The 20799-nt window shown below is 65.4% G+C and carries 18 protein-coding genes; 10 read left to right on the forward strand and 8 right to left on the reverse strand.

Features of this window, described 5'->3' with window-relative positions:
• The first annotated feature begins 190 nt into the window (after positions 1-190).
• Genes ACVWY6_RS02250 through ACVWY6_RS02260 form a run of 3 tightly spaced genes read left to right on the forward strand, consistent with a single transcriptional unit; the run spans position 191 to position 4037 of the window.
• Positions 191-1354 carry an acyl-CoA dehydrogenase family protein gene (locus tag ACVWY6_RS02250; protein ID WP_457535948.1) on the forward strand — a complete coding sequence of 388 codons (1164 nt, stop codon included), beginning with the start codon at positions 191-193 and terminating at the stop codon, positions 1352-1354.
• On the forward strand, positions 1351-2298 hold the full coding sequence (locus tag ACVWY6_RS02255) for an amino acid--[acyl-carrier-protein] ligase (RefSeq protein WP_457535950.1): 948 nt from the start codon (positions 1351-1353) through the stop codon (positions 2296-2298). Before ACVWY6_RS02250 ends, ACVWY6_RS02255 begins: the two co-directional genes overlap by 4 nt.
• Positions 2298-4037 carry a hypothetical protein gene (locus ACVWY6_RS02260; protein WP_457535952.1) on the forward strand — a complete coding sequence of 580 codons (1740 nt, stop codon included), beginning with the start codon at positions 2298-2300 and terminating at the stop codon, positions 4035-4037. The genes ACVWY6_RS02255 and ACVWY6_RS02260 overlap by 1 nt, the downstream gene beginning before the upstream one ends.
• On the opposite strand, the gene ACVWY6_RS02265 is transcribed toward ACVWY6_RS02260, so the two are convergent.
• Positions 4028-5290: an EAL domain-containing protein gene (locus tag ACVWY6_RS02265; protein WP_457535953.1), complete on the reverse strand. Its 1263-nt coding sequence runs from the start codon at positions 5288-5290 to the stop codon at positions 4028-4030. The genes ACVWY6_RS02260 and ACVWY6_RS02265 overlap by 10 nt on opposite strands.
• Positions 5291-5613: 323 nt before the next feature.
• Here ACVWY6_RS02265 and ACVWY6_RS02270 point away from each other — a divergent pair, with 323 nt between their 5' ends.
• On the forward strand, positions 5614-6702 hold the full coding sequence (locus ACVWY6_RS02270; protein WP_457535955.1) for a GGDEF domain-containing protein: 1089 nt from the start codon (positions 5614-5616) through the stop codon (positions 6700-6702).
• A gap of 29 nt (positions 6703-6731) precedes the next feature.
• On the opposite strand, the gene ACVWY6_RS02275 is transcribed toward ACVWY6_RS02270, so the two are convergent.
• The 3 genes from ACVWY6_RS02275 to ACVWY6_RS02285 all read right to left on the reverse strand — a co-directional run bounded on the left by ACVWY6_RS02275 (position 6732) and on the right by ACVWY6_RS02285 (position 9516).
• Positions 6732-7982: a saccharopine dehydrogenase family protein gene (locus ACVWY6_RS02275; protein WP_023962267.1), complete on the reverse strand. Its 1251-nt coding sequence runs from the start codon at positions 7980-7982 to the stop codon at positions 6732-6734.
• A gap of 96 nt (positions 7983-8078) precedes the next feature.
• A complete protein-coding gene (locus ACVWY6_RS02280) occupies positions 8079-8234 on the reverse strand; it encodes a DUF6131 family protein (protein ID WP_023962269.1) in 156 nt (51 codons plus the stop codon).
• A 187-nt stretch (positions 8235-8421) separates the two neighbouring features.
• Entirely contained in the window at positions 8422-9516 is a 1095-nt protein-coding gene (locus ACVWY6_RS02285) for an AbrB family transcriptional regulator (protein ID WP_457535958.1), read from the reverse strand.
• Positions 9517-9591: 75 nt separating this feature from the next.
• Here ACVWY6_RS02285 and ACVWY6_RS02290 point away from each other — a divergent pair, with 75 nt between their 5' ends.
• Positions 9592-10044, forward strand: a complete 453-nt coding sequence (locus ACVWY6_RS02290; protein ID WP_457535960.1) for a MarR family winged helix-turn-helix transcriptional regulator — start codon at positions 9592-9594, stop codon at positions 10042-10044.
• 21 nt (positions 10045-10065) lie between these two features.
• Here ACVWY6_RS02290 and ACVWY6_RS02295 read toward each other — a convergent pair whose 3' ends face one another.
• Together ACVWY6_RS02295 and ACVWY6_RS02300 are read right to left on the reverse strand one after the other, a co-directional pair.
• Positions 10066-12414, reverse strand: coding sequence for a glycoside hydrolase family 65 protein (locus ACVWY6_RS02295; protein ID WP_457535961.1), 2349 nt, complete (start codon positions 12412-12414; stop codon positions 10066-10068).
• On the reverse strand, positions 12411-13160 hold the full coding sequence (locus tag ACVWY6_RS02300) for an HAD family hydrolase (protein ID WP_457535963.1): 750 nt from the start codon (positions 13158-13160) through the stop codon (positions 12411-12413). The genes ACVWY6_RS02295 and ACVWY6_RS02300 overlap by 4 nt, the downstream gene beginning before the upstream one ends.
• A 96-nt stretch (positions 13161-13256) precedes the next feature.
• On the opposite strand from ACVWY6_RS02300, the gene menD reads away from it, so the two are divergent.
• Entirely contained in the window at positions 13257-14894 is a 1638-nt protein-coding gene (menD, locus tag ACVWY6_RS02305) for a 2-succinyl-5-enolpyruvyl-6-hydroxy-3-cyclohexene-1-carboxylic-acid synthase (RefSeq protein ID WP_457535965.1), read from the forward strand.
• Between the two features lie 34 nt (positions 14895-14928).
• On the opposite strand, the gene ACVWY6_RS02310 is transcribed toward menD, so the two are convergent.
• Entirely contained in the window at positions 14929-15795 is an 867-nt protein-coding gene (locus ACVWY6_RS02310) for a cyclopropane mycolic acid synthase family methyltransferase (protein WP_317711951.1), read from the reverse strand.
• A gap of 186 nt (positions 15796-15981) precedes the next feature.
• On the opposite strand from ACVWY6_RS02310, the gene ACVWY6_RS02315 reads away from it, so the two are divergent.
• Genes ACVWY6_RS02315 through ACVWY6_RS02325 form a run of 3 tightly spaced genes read left to right on the forward strand, consistent with a single transcriptional unit; the run spans position 15982 to position 18369 of the window.
• Positions 15982-16452, forward strand: a complete 471-nt coding sequence (locus tag ACVWY6_RS02315; RefSeq protein ID WP_023962281.1) for a DUF3592 domain-containing protein — start codon at positions 15982-15984, stop codon at positions 16450-16452.
• Between the two features lie 25 nt (positions 16453-16477).
• Entirely contained in the window at positions 16478-17638 is a 1161-nt protein-coding gene (locus ACVWY6_RS02320) for a glycosyltransferase family 4 protein (RefSeq protein WP_457535966.1), read from the forward strand.
• 41 nt (positions 17639-17679) lie between these two features.
• Positions 17680-18369 (forward strand): demethylmenaquinone methyltransferase, encoded by a 690-nt coding sequence (locus tag ACVWY6_RS02325; protein ID WP_099383796.1) that lies wholly within the window; start codon positions 17680-17682, stop codon positions 18367-18369.
• An 80-nt stretch (positions 18370-18449) separates the two neighbouring features.
• Here the strand turns inward: ACVWY6_RS02325 and ACVWY6_RS02330 are convergent, their stop codons facing one another.
• Entirely contained in the window at positions 18450-19724 is a 1275-nt protein-coding gene (locus tag ACVWY6_RS02330; protein ID WP_457535968.1) for a geranylgeranyl reductase family protein, read from the reverse strand.
• Between the two features lie 32 nt (positions 19725-19756).
• On the opposite strand from ACVWY6_RS02330, the gene ACVWY6_RS02335 reads away from it, so the two are divergent.
• Positions 19757-20767: a polyprenyl synthetase family protein gene (locus ACVWY6_RS02335; RefSeq protein ID WP_457535970.1), complete on the forward strand. Its 1011-nt coding sequence runs from the start codon at positions 19757-19759 to the stop codon at positions 20765-20767.
• The last annotated feature ends 32 nt before the right edge of the window (positions 20768-20799 follow it).

Raw genomic sequence — 20799 nt, forward strand, 5'->3', positions numbered from 1 at the left:
ACGATCCTTTCAGTAGCAAGTCGCCCGTGCGAGAAGAGCCTTCAAACGTATGACAGTGGAATCCATTCTGCCGTCCACGTTTTCCGCATATAGCGATGTAGATTACAGTACGACCAGGAGCCATTGCCCGTCATACAGTTCGGCTGGGCGTCATCGCGCACCACGCGCCCTACCCGTACAGAGGTCCTCCATGACTGTCGACTCCACGCGCGACGGCGCCTCACCGATCGATGTCACGGGCGCGGTGAAAGCGGCTGCTGCCAACGCGCACATCGTCGACCGCGACGCGCGATTCCCGGTCGAGGCCGTCACCGCCATGAAAGATGCCGGACTCCTGTCGTGTTCGCTGCCCACCGAGTTGGGAGGTAGGTCGGCAGGCATGACCGAACTGGCGTCGTACGCCCGTGCCCTGGGAGCCGCGTGTAGTTCGGCGGCCATGGTCTTCGCGATGCACCACACGCAAGCCCTGACGCTCCGCTGGCACGGTGCGCAAGGCGACATCGCCGAGCTCACCCGATCGATCGCGCAGAACGAGTCGCTGCTCGCCTCGGCGACAACGGAGATCACCACCGGCGGCGACGTCCGGTCATCGACCTGCGCAGTGGTTGTCGAGGGCGACCGCGTGACGCTGTCCAAGAACGCCCCGGTGATCTCCTACGGCGAGTACGCCGATCACATCTGTGCCACTGCCCGGCGCGGCCCCGACAGTCCGCCCAGCGACCAGGTCCTGGTGATCTGTCCCGCCGCCGACACCGCGCTGGAGAAGACCGGGACGTGGGACGTCCTGGGTTTCCGGGGTACGTGCAGTCCCGGGTTCGAGCTCAAAGCCGACACCGACGCCCGCAACGTCCTACCGGTCGACTACGCCACCATTTCCGCGCACACGATGTTGCCTGCCTCTCACACCCTCTGGGCCTCGGTGTGGCTGGGGATCGCCGACGCCGCGGTGAACAAGGCGCGGGTGCAAATCCGCGCCGACGCCAAACGCAACTCAGGGGCGCCCACCGACCGCACCGCAGCATTCGCAGATCTGCTGGTGATCCATCAACGGTTCGCGTCCTCGGTGTCCGAGGAGATCCGACGTTACGAGACCTTCCTGGCGTCGGGAGAGCTCGAGACCACAGTGGGATTCGCGATCGCGATGAACAATCTCAAATTGAACGCATCCAAAGCAGTGGTCGAGGTGGTCGCCGGCGCACTCGGCCTGGTGGGGATCAATGCTTACCGTGAAGATCACGCGGCCTCGATGGGGCGTCTGCTGCGCGATGCCTACGGGCCACAACTGATGGTCTCCAATGACCGTATTCGCGCAAACAATGCGCGACTTGTTCTTGCATACCGGGGGAAACCATGACAACCACCGACCACGCGGAGACCGAACTCGAAGTTTCACGTCGCACCTTTCGAGATGAATTGATCGCCGCTGATCTGCTCGTGCCATCCGGCATAGACGGTCTGTTCGGCAGAGGCGCTGTATTCGAAGACATCGTTGATGGAATCGACCGGTATGTCCGGTCCGCCGGCCTCGAGGCGCACGGCTCCGATATTCGCCGTCTGCGCTTTCCTCCGGTGTTTCCGCGAGAGTCTTTCGAGAAAACCGACTACATCGCTTCATTCCCCAACTTGACGGGTTCGATCTCCACGTTTGTGGGAGACAACAAGGACCATCGGAAGCTTCTCGGCGATCGGGATGCCGGCGCGAGCTGGGACCACCACCTCTCCCCGGCGGGCACCATGCTGGTCTCTGCTGCCTGTCATCCTTGCTACTCGAGCCTGAGTGGCGTGCTACCGGACGGCGGCGTCACGTTGGACGTATACGGGTACTGCTTCCGGCATGAACCCGCCATCGACCCCGCGCGGATGCAGGCGTTCCGGATGCACGAGTTCGTTGTCGTCGGGACGCCTGAAGCAGCGCAGCAGCACCGTGATTCATGGGTACCCAGAGGTCTGCAGGTGCTGTCCGATCTGGGCCTTGAAGCAACGGCAGTGGCCGCCAACGACCCGTTCTTCGGCCGCGTCGGCAAGATGCTGGCGGCCAACCAGCTGCAGGAGAGCCTCAAAACCGAACTGGTGGTACGCCTTTACGCCGACCTGGACGACGGAACCGCTCTGGTGTCGTGCAATTGCCATCGCGAGCACTTCGGTCACAGCTTCGACATCAAGACGTCCGATGGCGCGCCTGCCCACAGCGCGTGCGTCGGTTTCGGCATGGAACGGATCGCCCTGGCGATGCTGCGCACCCATGGCCTGGACGTCACCCGCTGGCCGACGGACTTGCGCACCCGATTCGAGGCGTGATGCACGCGCGGCCAGACGTCACAACCCAATTGACGTACTTCGGGCCCGCGGACACCCCTTTGTTCGGTGTGGTGTGCACTCCTCGCGACGGTCAGGTCCGCGGTGGTGTGGTGATGTGCCCGCCGCTGGGGAAAGAGCAGGCCGACAGCACGCGGGGAATGAAGTTGCTCGCCGAAAGGCTGGCCGCCCAGGGATTTCTTGTGCTGCGGTTCGACTACCTCTGCACCGGTGAGTCCGCGGGGGCGCAGGACTCGCCGGGCGCCGCCGACGGATGGCTGGCCAGCATCGCGTCGGCAGTGCAATTCGTGCGCGATGCCGGTGCGGAAACCGTTGCGCTGGTAGGCCTTCGAGTCGGAGCGCTTCTGGCGTGCCAGCAGGTCGACCGCCTGGGACCACTCTCCGCACTGGTGCTGTGGGATCCGGTTGTGAACGGACGGCACCACGTTCGTGGTCAATCGGCACTGCACAACATGTCGGTGGGGCCGGTGGACCCGGCTGACGAACGCGTGCACCTGGTGGGCACCTCGCTGCATTCGACCACCGCCGCGCAGCTGTCCCGGATGCGGGTGACCGCCGACGTCCTCGCCGAGGACCAACGGCTGCCTGTGCTGTGTGCGATCAGGGACACCGATCTCGAACTGCCTGTGGTCAAGGCACTCGGTCAGCGTGGGGCCCGGGTTGCCCCGATCGGTGACCCGACCCGTTTCATCGCGTCCGAGACCGTCTACTTCGAGTTGCCCACCCATGCGGTCGAGGTCATCGCCCGGTGGGTCGATGCTGTCCTGCCGAAAACCGTTGCACCGGTGACTATTCGGGAAAAGATGCGGATCACCGTCGGGGCCGGTGCCGGTGGTCCCGACATCGACAAGAGCATCACAGTATTGCCCGGCGGCACGGTGGTGTGGGAGACCGCACCCGCCGACAGTCCCCGTGGAGTCGACAACCTGCTGATGGCGTACTCCACAGCAAACGACATCCGCACCGGTCCGGCGCGCCTGTGGGTGGAGGCCGGTGATCTGGTGGCGGGCCGCAACGGTCGGACCATTCGCTTCGACCGTCCGGGGGTCGGTGAATCCGGAAACGTCGACGCCGATGACGATTTTGCACCGCTCTACACCCCGGAGTCCGTCGAGCAGGCACGTGCGGTGTTCGACTTCGCAGCCGAACGCCCGGCCCGAATTGTCCACGCGGGCTTGTGTTCTGGTTCCTGGCTTGCCGCTCACGGCGGTTGCTGGCCGGAGGAGTCCCACGTGGTGATGGTGAACCCGCTGATGTGGCGTCTGCGCGCGCGAACGTTCGACACCGCCATGGCGATCGCCAGTGGAGCCGCCTCGCAACCCGTGGACAGCCCCGGGGCCGGTGCGCCCTGGTCGACCAGGGCGCAGGCGCGGCTGCGCGGCACGCTGGGCCCGTCCCTTCGCAAGCACATGCCGTACCCGCTGGTCGGTTTACTCGGGGCGGCCGGCGTTGTGCAAGCGCCGCAACTGTTGCTCAGAGAGCTGGCAGGCAGAGGTCTGCGTCCTGATGTGTTGTTCTCGCCGTGGGACCACGAGAGATTCACCGTGAATCGGGGGCCGAAGGCGGTCAGCAAGTTGAAACCCGACCGCCGGCCACAGGTCACCGTCACACGGACCGGTGATCATCCGGGGTTGCATTGGGCGGTCCGTGCCGCGGTGATCGATCGATGTCTGTCGGCCCTCGCCGAACCCGGCCGCGATCGGGCCGCCGTTCAGCGGTGAGCGTTGTCGAAGCTCTCGGCAGGTGCGGGTTTGCCGAAGAGGTACCCCTGAACCGTGGTGAACCCCAGCTCGCGTAATCCCTGCAGCTCGGAGTCGTGCTCCACTCCTTCGGCGACAGTGGTGATCCCGAGTGAGTCAGACAACGAGCACACTGCCCGGACGATGGTTCTGATGGTGTTGTCAGTACCGACCTTGTTGATCAGCGATCTGTCGACCTTGACCACCTTCACCGGCTGCTCCACCATGTAACGCAATGCGGCATAACCGGTTCCGAGGTCATCGACACACACGATGCAACCCAATTCGTCCAGCTCGATGAGCGTCTGGGTTGCCGGGGATCCGATCCGGATCAGGTCGCGTTCGGTGACCTCGATCCACAGGGTGGACGGTGGAACGCCGGTGGCATCGAGACCTGCCTGGATGAGCTTCGCAAGGCCGGGGTCACTCAATTGCCGGACCGAGAAGTTCACCGACATGAAGAGATTGAGGTCACCCGACTCGGCATGCCATTTCGCCAGCTGATGCAGCGCGGCAATCACCCCGAGGCGTCCGATGGGCACGATCAGCGACGTCTCCTCGGCCGCGTCCAAGAAGTCGGCAGGCGGCCTGATCTCGCCACCGACCCGCCACCGGAGAAGCGATTCGTAGCCCACCGCCTTGAGTGAGTTGATGTCGACGATCGGCTGGTAGAAGAGTTCGAAATCGCTACCCACAGACTTGGACAGCTCGGTGGTGCGGGCGACCTCACGATGCAGCCGCCCGATTGATTCCGAATCCGCGTAACTCACCGCTACATCGGTCACCAGGGCGCTGTGAACAGCAGCAAGGGCCGCCTGTACGAGCTGGCCGGGACTGGTCGCGGTCGGGACGTCGGCTGCCGACGCCACGCCGAGACGGGCCTGCACGAAGTACTCGTCGTCGTCGACCTTGGTGGGCCTGCTCATCCGTTCGGTGAGTTCGGTGACGACCTTGTCCGGGGCGTTCGCGACAGCGTCGAAGACGACAAGCAATTTGTGGTCGTACGGACCCAGGAACACGTCTGCCCTGGGGCTGAGCAACTCTCGAATGGCAGTGCCCATCGCCGGCCGCAGACGCTCGGTCAGCTCCCAGCCTTCGGCCGCGGCGAGCAGGCCGGTGGGATCGAGACCGATGACAACAACGGCGAGGCGCTCCATTCCGACGCTGTCGACCGCGTTCCGGAAGTCAGGGTCTGTGTCGAGCGAGCGACCCGACACCACTGGAGGACGCGGCACCCGAGAACCTCCCTGCCAGCCCGGTTTGGACGTGAACACACGGGTCTCACCCATGCGTCAGATGGCCTCACTGTACAGCGACCCCAACGGGATTCTCATCACCGTCGCCGAGTGTGGCGAACTTTGACTACAGTGATCGGAGCTGGTTGCAAATCGTTCATCCGGCTGTGCATCGGGGCCCTGCGGGGAGCGCGCTCTGGATGCATCGCTGTCCACTCCTGGAGTTACGGCCCTCACCGGGCGCCGTTGTTTCGTAAGGCTGGTAGTCGCTTGTCGTGAGGCATTTCTGGGGGCGTTTTGACGCTCGGTCCACAGCTGTTCTGGTGAGTACTGCCGGCGTATCCCCGCTGCCCCTGTTCGCTTTTTTCGCCCCGTCGTTCATCAACGACGGCCAGATGGTCTACGTCGCCGTCATCTGGGTGTTCACCGTCGGGAGCCTCGCGGTCACCCTTCGCCAGGGTCGTTTGGGTGACCGGGAGTTCATGGTCATCGGTCTGGGTGCCCTGCTGTGCATCTTCGGGGCGTCGCTGGTGGTGACCGATCCGGCGGCCGCCCGCGCGATCGTGTCGTTGCTTGCGGTGATCCCGGCGATCGCCGCCATGGGGTCGTCGAGGTGGGTGACGGCAGCGTTCACGTTGATCGCGGTGGCATTTGCGGTCACGTCGTCAATCGTCGAGGTGGCGTCGTCCACCGCACTGCTGGTAGCGGCCACCGCGGCGATCATCACGGTCATCGTGCCGGTGTCCATGGTGGCTGCGCTGCGGGCGTCGCTGAGGTTGGCGATGGACAAGGTGGCCCGACTGAGCGAAACAGACCCGTTGACAGACCTTTTGAATCGGCGCGGGCTGCTCGCACGCAGCGGTGGACTGCTCGACACGGTGACCAAGGGTGGAAACGCTGTCGGCTTCATGATGATCGACGTCGACAATTTCAAGACCGTCAACGACACCCATGGACATGCATTCGGTGACACGGTGTTACGTGACACTGCGGCCGCCATCGATCGCCAAGCAGGACCGTCGGCTCTGACCAGTCGGTTCGGGGGCGAGGAGTTCGTGGTGATGTGTGCCGTGTCCGGCATCGACGACCTCGTGCGCTCGGCCGAACGGATGCGCGAAGGTGTTGCGCGCGACTGCCTGGTGACCATCAGCGTCGGGGCGGTCTTCGCCCCTGTGACGCGGTCAGCTCAAGGATTGCCGAACATCGACCTGGTCATCGACGGTCTCACCCGTTCCGCGGACAAATGCGTGTACTCGGCGAAGACCGGCGGTCGCGACCGCGTCATGTCCTGCGAGGTGCCGCAGATCGCGTGGGTGCCCGGAGGGCCCAGCGAACCGGAGGGTGAGTTCACCAGCGAGCGCAGCACCAGCATCCTCGACCTCGTCCGCCGAGCAAGCCCCCGTTGGGACTGACGTTTCGCCGGGCGTGACGAGCTGCGCCGTCAGGTGAGTTCTTCGGTCTCCAAGACGAAACCGGCCGACTCGAGGCGGTCGATGAGAACGTCGCCGATCGCCGCGGCGGGGGTCAGCACGCCGGTCCGATTCGGCAGCACGTCCCGGTGCAATGCCAGGGAAAGTGCACTCTCGGCGAGCATGACAGCTGTGGCCTTGTACCCTGGGTCGCCTTTGGCTCGCATCCTCGACCGGTAACGCCTGCCGGTACTGGTGGTGGTGTAGGTCTCGGTGGTGAAATGACCTGTCTCGCGGACCTTTTCACTCGGTCCCTCGCCTGGTTTGGGAAGGATCCGGTCGAGTACGCTGCGTACCGGTCCCACGGACATGGCGCCGAGGAAGGCCACCGTCCCGGCGCTGACGGCACCGGCAACAGCGGTCGAGACGCCGGGGATTCCGCCCACGTACATCGCTTCGCCGTAGTGGAAGTCGTCGCCGTAGGCGCCGTCGAGCAGGGCGTTGGATCGACGGACGATGCGGGTGTTGTAGCTCGCCATGAAGAACGGCGCCAGCGTTCCCTTGAGGGATGGATCAACTTTGGAACCGTTGATCATTGCCATGTCGCTGGGCTCTGCGCTGCGTTTGATGCCTGCTCTCTCACCCGGGGCCGTCGAAAGGGCGTGAGGGTCGAGCAGCGTTCGCCGGGTCTCGGGGTCTGCGGCTTCTTTGGCGATGACCCGCATGGAGTCCACCGTGCCGCCGCTGACGCCGCCGCGGAAACTGCGCACGACCATGGTGGTGTCACCCATCGAGCCAGCCTGGTCTGCGGTGATGCGCTTGTGCAGGAGATAGACGCCGAGATCCGATGGCACGGAGTCGAACCCGCACGAGTGCACGATACGTGCACCGCTCGCCTCGGCCTGCTCGCCGTACTTGTCGATCGACAGGCGTACGAAGGGCACCTCGCCGGTGAGGTCGACGTAATCGGTGCCCGCGTTGGCGGCAGCGGCCAGCACGCTCTCGCCGAACTTGAGGTAGGGGCCGACCGTGGTGCAGATGACGCGAGTGCGAGCGGCCATCGCATCGAGGGAGGCGGGGGAGTTGATGTCGGCGACCACGAGGGGCCAGGTATCCGCCGGTGCCGGCAGGTCGAAGCGCACCTGGGCCAACTTGTGTTCACTGCGGCCGGCAAGTGCGATCTTGGTGCCCGCTGGTGCGAGCTCGGCCAGGTAGGCGGCAGTCAGCTTGCCGACAAATCCCGTGGCCCCGAAAACGATGACGTCGAACTCCCGATCACTCATGACCCCGACCTTACTGACGCGAGACGCGGCCGGCGAAAGATCTCGCCAACCGCGTCTCGTCAGTTGTGGTGTCTGGCGGCGAAGCCGCGGCAGACGTCAGTAGTAGTGCGCTCGTCCACCGACCTTGCGACCGGTCGCGCCGAGGATCCAGAGCACAGCCCCGACCACGATCAAGATGGCTCCGACGATGTAAAGAATGTTGATGCTGAATACAAGACCCAGAATCAGCAGAAGCAGTCCCAGAATGATCATTTTGGCTCCATTACGCCCCCGTACCAGCCCGGCATGCCCCGTCGATGTCTTCGACGATCGGCCGAACTCACGTCTCCCGCTGTTTTGGCCGTTCGTGCGCCAGGGAGCCGCATGAGATCGAATACCCTTGTTGCAAAACGCTAAACAAATAGGCTGTGACCTGGGCCGCAAGGACGGTTAGGTGTGACTACACCGACACGACCTCTGATGCGGCGGCAGAATGACGGCGCCGAAGCAACCATTGATACGCGCGCGCAGCAAACGGCGCGACGAACAACATGATGAGTACCCGAAGCATTTGGGCCGCGACAATGAAGGCCAGATTTCCGCCGGTGGCCGACGCCGTCGCGAGCACTGCATAGATGCCGCCGGGAGTGGTGGCGAGGTAGCTGTCGAACATCGACTCGCCCGTCCACAGACTCAGCAATGCGCCCAGCCCAGCTGACGCCGCGGCGATCGCAACGATGAGTACGGTGGCGAACGGCAGGATTCTGGCGATGGCCACCAGGGCCGACTTGGTGAAACCGAGCCCGGCCTGCCAACCGATCACCGCATAGGCGATCTGCACCAGTACGACCGGAATTGCGGCGGCGGTGGTGATCCCGAGCAATTCTCCGGCGACCGACAAGATGAGCGGGCCGAGCAGCCCCGCCGCAGGCAATCGGATGACTCGGCCGACCCCATAGCCGACGACCATGCACACCGCGAGGACGAGTAGACCCCACCATGGGTTGCCGTGATTCTCCGAGAACTCGCCTCCGCCACCAGATACCGACTTCCCGTACACGAAGATCGCCACGAGCGGCATCGACATCGTGATGATCGCGACGCGAAGATATTGGACAACGGCAACGATGCGCTCGTCCCCACCCAGTTCTCTGGCCAGGGCCACCAGGCCCGAAGCCCCGCCTGCCACCAGGGCAAGCGACCCGGTCAGCGAATCGACATTGCGATGCAGTCCGAGCAGTGCCCCGCCGACCACCGAGAGCACAAGTGTTGCAAGGGCCATGGACAGCACGGCAGGCCAATCCGAGCCGATGCCCGAGAGGGTGTCGGTGGAGATCAACGTGCCGATGTACACACCGAGCACTCCCTGGGCCGCCAGCCCGATCGGCCGGGGCATGGGAGGTTTGTCGCCACGGGCCCGCGGTGCCCACCCGACGACGGCCAGGATTGCTGCCACCACGAGGCCGGCGAACAGCGCCGCCGAGGGGACCCCGGCCACGGACAGGCCGACACTCGCCACGGCGGTGCACATCATCAATCCGATCCACCGCATCACGATTGCAAGTTTACGCTTGCGATTTTTCTATCTCTACTCAGGAAGAACAGTGTGAAAACCAAGTATGATCTTGGTATGTCCAGAGCTGACCAGGCGGCAGGAGTGTTGGATACCGAGGATGCGACGCGTCTTCGGGAGGCGATGATGGCGGTTACCCGGCAGGCGCGCAGACATCGGCCCGCCCACGGACTCACGATGACGCAGGTGGCCCTCCTCGGCGACCTCGACCGCAACGGGGTGAGCACGGTCGCCGAGTTGGCGGAACGAGCGCAGGTGAAAGTGCAATCACTGACCTTGAGCATGAACCGTCTCGAAGACCTCGGGCTCATCACCCGGCGTACCGACACCCTGGACCGCCGCAGGCAGTTGGTCGAACTGACCGAGGCGGCGGTGCCACTGCTCGAAGCCGACCGCAGGCAACGCGACGAGTGGCTTGCCGAGGCCGTGAACGACTTGTCCGACACCGAACGTGGGCTGCTGATGCTCTGCGTGCCGGTTCTCGAAAAGGTTGCGGCGTCGACGGAGTGACAACCGGTGGTGCTGCCCGGGTCAGACCGTCGACGATCTCCGATACGGCTCGCGTCCGACCGGTTGCGTCGGAGGCTCTCCGGCGCGGGTCGGTGGAATGGCCAGTGTGATCGGCTCATCGTTCAAGACGAATGCCTCGCCGTGATGCACCAGTTCCATCTTGTCGCCGTGCACCAATTGGTAAGTGGCCGCATCGGCATCGATCTGGACTTCAATGCACCCTGTGCCCACCGCCAAGCGAAACACCATCCGGTTCAGGCGTGAGGGCAATCGCGGCGCGAATGAGATTGTCCCGTGGTGGTCGCGCATCCCGCCGAACCCGGCGACGCAGCAGAGCCAGGTGCCCGCGAGTGAGGCGATGTGAAGCCCACTCGACGAGTTCTGGTGCAGGTCATGCAGATCGGTGAGCGCAGCCTCCACCAGATAGTCGAAGGCCAGGTCGAGATAGCCGACCTCGGCCGCGATCACCGATTGTGCGCAGGCTGACAGCGACGAGTCGCGCACGGTGAGCGACTCGTAGTAGTCGAAGTTCCGCTTCTTCTGTTCGGGGGTGAACGCATCGCCCCGCAGGTACATCGCGAGTACCAGATCTGCCTGCTTCACAACCTGTTTGCGATACAGATCCTGGTAGGGGTAGTTCAACAACAGCGGATAATTGTCGGCCGGGGTGTTGTCGAAGTCCCAGAGCGCCTGCCTGGTGAAGGACTCACTCTGCTGATGGACCTCGAGTGAGGAATCGTATGGAACGGTCATCCGCGCAGCGCAGTCCTTCCAGTGCGCCGTCTCCTCGTCGTTCACCCCGAGTTGTCGCGCATCCGAGGGATGGCGAGTGCAGGCCTCTGCGGCGTCGCGAAAGTTCTTCTGCGCCATCAGGTTCGTGTATAGATTGTTGTTTGCGACCGCAGAGTATTCGTCGGGCCCGGTCACCCCGTCGATTCGGAAGTGGCCGTGCAGGTCGTGATGTCCGAGCGACACCCACGAACGAGCGGTTTCCACAAGCAATTCGAGGCCGTGGTCGACCTCGAACTGCACATCACCGGTCGCCGCGACGTACTGCGCCACGGCATAGGCGATGTCGGCGTTGACGTGCACGGCAGCACTGCCTGCCGGCCAATAGCTCGAGCATTCCTCGCCATTGATCGAACGCCACGGGAACATCGCGCCGACCTGACCGAGTTCGCGGGCGCGGCTCTTGGCCTTGTCGAGCGTGGAGTGCCGCCATCGCAGGGCGTCGGCCGCTGCGGCGGGCACCGTGTAGGTCAGGACCGGCAGCACATACGTCTCGGTGTCCCAGAACGCGTGACCGTCGTAGCCGGGACCGGTGAGTCCCTTGCCCGGGATCGCCCGGGTTTCGCCGCGTGCCCCGGCCTGCAGCACGTGGAAGAGGGCAAACCGGATCGCCTGCTGGAGTTCGGCATCGCCGTCGATCCTGACGTCGGCGGCGGACCAGAAGTCGTCGAGGTACCGGCGCTGGCGTGCGAGCAGCTCGTCCCAGCCGTTGTCGAGCGCGGTGGCCAGGGCAGCGTCGACCTGGGCCCGCAGAGCAGACGGGGACCTCTGACTGGACCAGCCATACGCCAGGTATTTGGTGAGCGTGATCTTGTGCCCCACCTCCACGTTGGCGGTGACCGTGAGACGGGCCAGGTCGCCGCTGAGGACCTCGCAGCTCACCGAGTTCGGGGCGTCGAGTTCATGGTCCATGGCGGCCGCCATACGCAGCCCGGACTCCCTGGTGTGATGCCCGAGTACGGCACGATGCCCGTGCGCTTCGGCAAAGTCGGCCACCAGCGGACGATCGAGCGCCGCGGAGACCCGCGGGTCCTTACCCTGTTGTGGCGTCGACTCGTTGGCGAGCAGATCCGACTGCAGCACCAGCTCCATGTCGTGGTCGAGGGGTTCGACCTCGTAGCGGATGGCCGCGACCGCACGCTCGGTGAACGACACGAGTCGTTCGGTGCGCACCCGCACCCGTCGCCCGGTGGGCGAGGTCCATTCGGTGACCCGCTGCAGGGTTCCGGCGCGAAAGTCGAGGGTCCACTCGTGTTCCTGGGTGCTGCCGTACCGCAGATCCATCGGCTCGTCCTCGACGAGCAGGCGGATGATCTTCCCGTTTGTCACGTTGACCACGGTCTGCCCGTCCTCGGGATAGCCGTAACCGGCTTCGGCATAGGGCAATTCGCGCCGTTCGTAATAGCCGTTGAGGTAGGTGCCGGGATTGAACACCGGCTCGGCCTCCTCGAGACAGGCGCGTAAACCGATGTGGCCGTTGGAGAGCGCGAAGATCGACTCGATGTGTGCGAGCTCGTCGGCCTTCGTTCCGCGCCAGATCAGCTGCCACGGCGCGACCTCCAGGCCGCCGCCCTGGCTCATCGGGGATCCAGCAATTCGGTCAGGGCATCGACAACCACATCAGCGCCCGCCTGTTTCAGTTCGTGCCGGTGCGTGTCGCCGTCGGTGCGGTCGACGCCCACCACATGACCGAAAGCTCCGGCATGGCCGGCCTGCACGCCTGAGACGGCGTCCTCGAAGACGGCCGCCTGAGCGGGGGCCACGCCGAGCGCCTTCGCCCCGGCGAGAAACGAGTCCGGCGCCGGCTTGCCCGCCAGCCCCTGTTCGGCGATCACCAATCCGTCCACGCGGGCCTGCACGTAGGACTCGAGCCCCGTCGCACGCAGGATCTCCGCGCCGTTCTTCGACGACGTCACGACGGCGATGGCCAACTGTGCCTCCTGGGCTGCTTTCAGATAGGCGACGGCATCGGGATACGCCTGTGCGCCTGTGGTTTTGAGGATCTCGAGGAACAGGGCGTTCTTGGTGTTGCCGATGCCGGCGACGGTGGCGTCGTGCGGGCCGTCGTCCGGGCTGCCCGGTGGCAACGTTATGTTCCGTGACCGCAAGAACGTGGTGATGCCATCGTCCCGGGAGCGGCCGTCCACGTATTGCAGGTAATCGTTCTGGTCGAACGGCCGCTTCTGGGTGGCGTCACCGGCCGGATAGGTCTGGAGGAAGGTGTCGAATGCCTGCTTCCACGCCTGGCTGTGGATGACTGCGGTACTGGTGAGCACCCCGTCGAGATCGAACAGCAGCGCAGTGACCGAGCTCGGTAATCCAATCACCGCCCCGACGCTACCCGTGCTCTCCCGACAGCACCGGCCGTGTGGCGCATCCGATCGGGCCGGGACCGCCGCCCCGACCGCGGTTAGCCTGAAGTAATGAATCCCTCGACTCTGCAGGCCCGAGTGATCGTCGACGAGATGATCCGCGGCGGCGTACGCGAGGCGGTGCTGTGCCCCGGTTCACGTAATGCACCGTTCGCCTTCGCCCTGCACGCCGCCGACGCAGCGGGCCGACTGCGGCTCCACGTCCGGGTGGACGAGCGCACGGCCGGCTACCTCGCACTGGGTCTGGCTGTCGCCTCCGGGCAGCCGGTGCCCATCGTGATGACCAGCGGTACCGCGGTCGCCAACATGAGCCCGGCGGTGTTCGAGGCCAACTATGCACGTGTACCGCTGGTGGTGGTCAGCGCCAACAGGCCGTATGAACTCCTCGGCTCGGGTGCCAACCAGACCATCGAACAGTTCGGGATCTTCGGCACGCAGGTGCGTGCCGCCATCAGCCTGGGCCTCGCCGAACAGAACCTCGATACCAACAGTCAGTGGCGCTCGGCCGTCGGACGCGTGCTGGCCGCGGCGCGCGGAGCCCGCACCGGCAACGCGGGCCCCGTCCAGTTCGACATCCCGTTGCGCGAACCGCTCGTGCCCGAACCCGGCGTCGGACCGCACGACGACCTCGGCACCTACAGCGGCCGACCCGGCAACGCGCCGTGGACCGCGACAGCCGTCGGGAAGCTGGACGTACCGGTGGAGATCGACCTCAGCGAGCCCACCGTGGTGGTCTCCGGGCACGGCGCCGGACACCGTCCCGAACTCGCAGCGTTGCCCACGGTCGCCGAACCGACGGCACCTGCCCCCGAGAACCCGCTGCATCCGCTGGCTCTCACCGCGGTAAGGCCCACCCAGGCCATCATCTGCGGCCGGCCCACCCTGCACCGCCAGGTGTCGACGCTGCTCGCAAACCCGTCGATCAGGGTGTATGCGCTGACAACCGGGCCGCGGTGGCCGGACGTCTCCGGCAATGTCCTGGCGACGGGTTCGCGAGCCATCACCACCGGTGAGCCCGACGAGGACTGGCTGAAGGACTGCGCCGCCGCACATCAACGAGCGGTCGGGGCGGTGGACGCCGTCCTCGATGCCACCGACCTGCCCACCGGGTTACACGTGGCCCGGGTTGTCAGTGCCGCGATGTCGCCGGGTGAGCAGCTCGTGGTCGGGGCATCGAACCCGATCCGCGACGTCGCCCTGGCCGGCCGGGTGGGACCAGACGTCCGGGTGCTGTCCAACCGGGGTGTGGCAGGCATCGACGGCAACGTCTCCACGGCGATCGGGGCCGCGTTGGCCCGTGATGTGCGCACCGTGGCGTTGATGGGTGATCTGACGTTCGTGCACGACGCGACGGGTCTGTTGATCGGCCCGGCCGAGCCGCGACCGGGCCGGCTGACCATCGTGGTGGCCAACGACGACGGCGGCGGGATCTTCGGGTTGCTCGAGCAGGGCGACCCCCGCTTCGACGGGCCCGACTACCTCGGCGCGCACGAGCGGGTGTTCGGTACTCCACACCGCACCGACCTGGCGTCGGTCTGCGCGGGCTTCGGTACGAGGCATTCGCTGGTGACGCCGGCCGAGCTGCCCGCGGCACTGAGCGCTGCCGGCGAGGGCATCGACGTGGTGGAGGTACGCACCGACCGCGCGTCGCTGCGGTCGGTGCATGCCGCCATCAAGGCGCGCCTCTAGACCGATCGGGCCCTTTCGGTTCGCGGGTGGTGGATCACGGCTTGAGCAGGGTGAACTGCATGACGTCGACGTAGCCCTGCCGGAACAGCTCTGCGCACCCGGTGAGGTACTTCATGTACGTGTCGAACGTTTCCTGCGAGGCGATCTCGACCGCTTCGTCATGTCGGCGCTCCAACGCGGCCGACCAGAGGTCGAGTGTTCGTGCGTAGTGCAGCTGGAGTGGGTGCACCCGGTCGACCGTGTACCCGACACGTTCGGCGCCCTCGACAACCCACTTCGGTTCCGGCAGTTGCCCACCCGGGAAGATCTCCCGGGTGATGAACCGCGTGAACTCGAGGAGCTTGCGGTCGATCGGCAGACCCTTGTCTCGGATGTCGTGCCGATTGTGACCGACGATGGTGTGCAACAACATTCGACCGCCCGAGGGCAGGAGTGAGAACGACTTCTCGAAGAACGCGTCGTACCGTTCCTTGCGGAAGTGTTCGAACGCGCCGATGCTGACGATGCGGTCGACCGGTTCGTTGAACTCTTCCCATCCCTGCAAACGCACCGAAGCCCGTTCCGAGGGCCAACCGCGGTCGTCGATGAGCCCTTCAACATACTCGAATTGATTCTGCGACAACGTGAGTCCCACCGCGTCGACGCCGTACCCCTCCACTGCCCGCATCACCGTGGCGCCCCATCCGCAACCGATGTCGAGCAGGCGCATGCCCGGCTGGAGGTCGCATTTGCCCAGTGCCAGATCGACTTTCGCTCGCTGAGCCTGCTCCAGCGTGTAGTCGTCCTGCTCGAAGTAGGCGCAGCTGTACGTCCGCGTCGGATCGAGGAACAGTGCGAAGAAGTCGTCCGACAGATCGTAATGAGCTTGGACGTCGTCGAAATAGGGTTTGAGGTCGGCCATGAAAGGTCCAATCAACGAGACTGAGCGACCGCAACCAACGCCCGAGGGTTTCAGCGCAGCGGCCACTGGTCCCGGGATATTACGGGTAACTCGGGCTCAATGTTGGATGAACAACATTGTTGCCCTGATGAGCCGGCGGTCACACGGTTCGGTGGGCAGGCGGCGGGGGTCGCTATTGTGGCCTGCATGTCCGCTACCGTGCTGCGCCGAGTACAGATCGGACTACTCACGGTCGGGGTCCTGGTGACCATCATGATGGCCGTGATGGTCGCCGGTTCGTATCGCGACGATGCGCTGATCGACGACGACAAGGCCACCGCCGTGGCCGATGTGGTCAGCGCCAGCCCCACCAAGGCCACCGTCAGCTTCTCGACGCCGGACGGCATCTTCCGCAGTCCCAGGCTCGGGGTGTTCTATCCCGGACGACTGACCGAGGGGCAGCGGATCAGCATCGAATACTCCTCGACCAACCCCGAGCTGGTCCGGGTGGCCGGACGCGACGCAAGTCTGTCCATCCTGCCCGCACTGTCGGTACTGGTGTATTCATGGCTCGCCATCGCGGCGATCATGGTGCTGCTGGCCGAAACACACCGTCGCCGCGCCAATGGACGTTCACCTACGGTTCGGCCTCCGGTCACGGCGTCGCAGACCTCCTGACAGGTCCGGTGCCCACACTGGCACCGTGCGAGTCGCAATCGTCGCGGAGAGCTTTCTCCCGAACATGAACGGCGTGGTGAACTCCGTGCTGCGGGTGGCCGAGCATTTTGAGCACACCGGGCACGAAGCCATGATCATCGCGCCGGCCCTTCCTCGGTCGGCGAGCAAGGGCGACGAGCAGTCGCGTGGGCCGGACGAGGTCTCCGGCGCTCCTGTCCACTACATCCCTTCGGTGATGGTCCCGAAGGTCAGTTCACTTCCTGTCGGTGTGCCCGCGCCGTCGATGTTCCGCGCACTCGCCGATTTCGAGCCGGACGTGGTGCACCTGGCATCACCGTTTGTGGTCGGGGCCGCGGGGGCTGCCGCAGCACGGCGCCTCGACGTGCCGTCGGTGGCCGTGTTCCAGACCGATGTCGCGGGCTTTGCGGCGAGCTACGGGATGAAACTAGGCACCCGCGCTGCCTGGGCTTGGACCCGCAAACTCCACACCGCCTGCGACCGCACTCTTGCGCCGTCCACCGTGTCGGTGAAAGCCCTTCGAGATCACGGGATCCCACGGGTGTTCCAGTGGGGCAGAGGTGTTGATGCCGAACGGTTCCATCCCGACCGACGTGACGAATCATTGCGGTCGAAGTGGAGCCCACAGGGCAAGTTGATCGTCGGTTTCGTCGGCAGATTGGCGCCCGAAAAGCACGTCGAGCGCCTCGCGGTGCTGTCCGGGCGTTCGGACGTGCAACTGGTGATCGTGGGCGGGGGACCCGAACGCGATCGGCTCGGCAAGCTGATGCCCGACGCGGTGTTCACCGGAGAACTGGGCGGTCTCGACCTCGCCCGCGCCTACGCCAGCCTCGACGTCTTCGTGCACGCGGGCGAACACGAGACGTTCTGCCAGGCGGTGCAGGAGGCCCTGGCCAGTGGTGTTCCCGCGATCGGGCCCGACGCCGGCGGTCCGCGTGACCTGATCACCCACTGCCGGACCGGGTACCTGCTCGGCGTCGAAGACTTCTCGCCCCGGCTCGTTGACGCCATCGCGACCTTGCAGGACAAGAGGACCCGTGACGAGTTCGGCGCCGCGGCCCGGCGCAGCGTGCGCGGACGCACCTGGTCGGCCATTGCTGACCAGCTGATCTGGCATTACGACGACGTCCTCGGCCGCGACGACCTGTTGCGTCGGCGGTCGGCATAGAGTTTCACGGGGACTCTTCTCCAGCCGGTACGGTGGCCGTTATGTCTCGTGCATCGCTGGCCAAGGATCCCGCCGACGTCGCGGCCATGTTCGACGGAGTGGCCGGCCGCTACGACCTGACGAACACGGTGCTCTCGTTCGGTCAGGACAGGGGATGGCGGGTCGCCACCCGCAAGGCGCTTGCCCTCGGACCCGGCGATGTGGTGCTCGATCTCGCCGCCGGTACCGCGGTGTCCACCGAAGAGCTCGCCCGCTCGGGTGCGGACTGTGTGGCCGCCGATTTCTCCATGGGCATGCTCAAGGCCGGCGCCCGGCGGTCGGTACCGAAGGTCGGGGCCGATGCGTTGCATCTGCCGTTCGGAGACGAGTCCTTCGATGCCGCGACCATCTCCTTCGGTCTGCGCAACGTGAACGACGTCGACCAGGCGTTCGCAGAACTGTTCCGGGTTCTCAAACCCGGTGGGCGAGTAGTGATCTGCGAGTTCTCCACACCGGTGTTCGCGCCGATGCGCGTGGTCTACATGGAGTACCTGATGAAGGCGCTGCCCTCGGTCGCCAGGAAGGTGTCCAGCAATCCGGATGCCTATGTGTACCTTGCGGAGTCGATCCGCGAATGGCCCGATCAGGCCGCCCTTGCGCAGCGGATGAAGTCCGCAGGTTTCGAGCACGTCCGCTGGCGCAACCTCACCTTCGGCATCACCGCTCTCCACCGAGGCATCAAGCCACGCTAGCCCGGAATTGGTGGGTTCGGGTGAGTCCCACCTGGGCAAACACTCACCCGAACCCACCAAGATCGGGGTCGGGGGACGGGTCAGGTGAAAGGCGGGCGGGAGTCGAGTGCGCTGCTGGTCATGCCGGCAACGCGCCAGGCCCGGGCGATCAGGTCGCTGTCGTCCTCGGTGATCAGATTTCCCATCACCCGCACCACCATCGACATCAGCGCTGCCGAGCGGATGCCCGGGCGGCCCAGGACGGGCACCACCCGCGGTACGGTCAGGACGGCAGCGAGTCGTCGGGCGGCGGAGAATGCCAACGCGTACCGCGACCGGAGCAGGTCCGGCCAGAGAGCCGAAAGGTCTTGCTGGTCAAGTACTTCGACGGCCAGCCGGGCGGTCTCCAGCGCGTAGTCGATGCCCTCGCCGTTGAGTGGGTTGACGCAGGCGGCCGCATCGCCGATCAATACCCAATTCGCTCCCGCGACGTTGCTGACCGCTCCGCCCATCGGCAACAGCGCCGAGGCGATGCGCATCGGCTCGCCGCTGAGCCGCCAGTCCTCACGCTGAGAGTTGGTGTAGTGCTCGATGATTGGGCGCAGCGCCATGCTCGCCGGGCGTTTGTCCGTCGCAAGGGCACCCACCCCGATGTTGACCAGCCCGGTCTCCGAACCCAGTGGGAAAACCCAGCCGTATCCGGGCAACAGTTCGGAATCGGTGCCGCGCAATTCCAGGTGCGACCCCATCCAGGGGTCGTTGCAGCGTTCGGACTGCACGTAGGCCCGCGCGGCCACGCCGTAAGCGGTGGTGCGATGCCACGACCGTCCCAGCGCATTGCCCAACGCCGAGCGCACCCCATCGGCGACGATGAGCTTGTCGACCTTGATCTCCGCGGGACCGTCGTCTGTATTGACCTGCACGGCAGTCACTTTGCCGTCGACGACCGTGGCACCGACCGCTTTGGTGCCCGACACCATCGTCGCGCCCGCCTCCACGGCATGAACGCGGATCCGGTCGTCGAGTTCGGTGCGGGCGACAGCGCTGCCGTAATCGGGGAAATGGTCCGACTTCGACGGCCAGCGGACGAGTTGACGGCCGCCCCAACCCTGCATGTCAAGTCCGAGAATTCGTGGACCCGAGAACGCGTCGCCGAGGCCGAGGGCATCGAGTTCGGCAATGGCGCGAGGCGTCAGTCCGTCGCCGCACGTCTTGTCCCGCGGGAACACCGCCGAGTCGAGCAGAGTCACCTCGTACCCCGCCCGGACTGCCGCATACGCCGCGGCCGAGCCGCCGGGACCTGCGCCGACCACAAGCACCTGGGTGCGTGACGGATATGGGATGGGTGCACTCACCCGGCAAGTATCGCGCACCATTAGGCTCGTCCTATGACAGGAGCTGGTCAGGCGTGAAGACGACGTTCGCGGGTCTGGATATGGGTTCGGAAGACTTTGCCGCAGATGTGGGCAGGTCGCTGGAGAGCGTCGAGAAGCTGCTGCTCGAGGAGTTGTCCTCTGGTGAGGACTTCCTGACCGAGGCGGCCACGCATCTGGCCAAGGCCGGTGGCAAACGGTTCCGGCCGATCTTCTCGATCCTGTCGGCCCATTTCGGCCCCAACCCACACGCCCACGAGGTCATCATCTCGGCGACCGTCGTGGAGATGATCCACCTGGCGACGCTGTACCACGACGACGTGATGGACGAGGCCGAGCTGCGGCGCGGTGCCGTCAGCGCCAACAGTCGGTGGGGCAACAGCGTTGCCATCCTGTCCGGGGACTTCTTGTTCGCGCGGGCTTCGCGCCTGGTCTCCACCCTCGGGCCGCACGCCGTCCGCATCATCGCCGACACCTTCGCCGAGCTGGTCACCGGACAGATGCGTGAAACCGTGGGCTCGCAGGGCAAGCTCGACCCCGTCGACCACTACCTGAAAGTGGTCTGGGAGAAGACCGGTTCGCTGATCGCGGCCAGTGGCCGGTTCGGCGCGATGTCCTCGGGTGCGGACGAAGAGCAGATCGAACGCCTGTCCCGGCTCGGAGACTCGATCGGGACCGCTTTCCAGGTCAGCGACGACATCATCGACATCAGCTCGGTGGCCGGCGACTCGGGCAAGAACCCGGGAACCGATCTGCGCGAAGGCGTGCACACCCTACCGGTGCTCTACGCCATCGCAGACCCCGACGAAACCCGGTTGCGCGAGTTGGTCCTCGCCGCCGACGGCACGCCCCGGCCGCTCACCGACGACGCCGAGGTCGCCGAAGCGCTCGAACTCCTGAACAAATCGGCGGGTCTGGCCAAGGCCCGAGCCACCCTCCAGGGGTATGCCGACGCGGCCGATGCCGAACTGGCCCAGCTCCCCGCTGGGCCCGCACACGATGCGATGAGCTCGCTGGTTCGCTACACCATCGACCGAATCGGCTGATCTGCTCCGTGGTCCGGCTCTGACCGGCCCGG

This window comes from Williamsia sp. R60 (assembly GCF_054063855.1).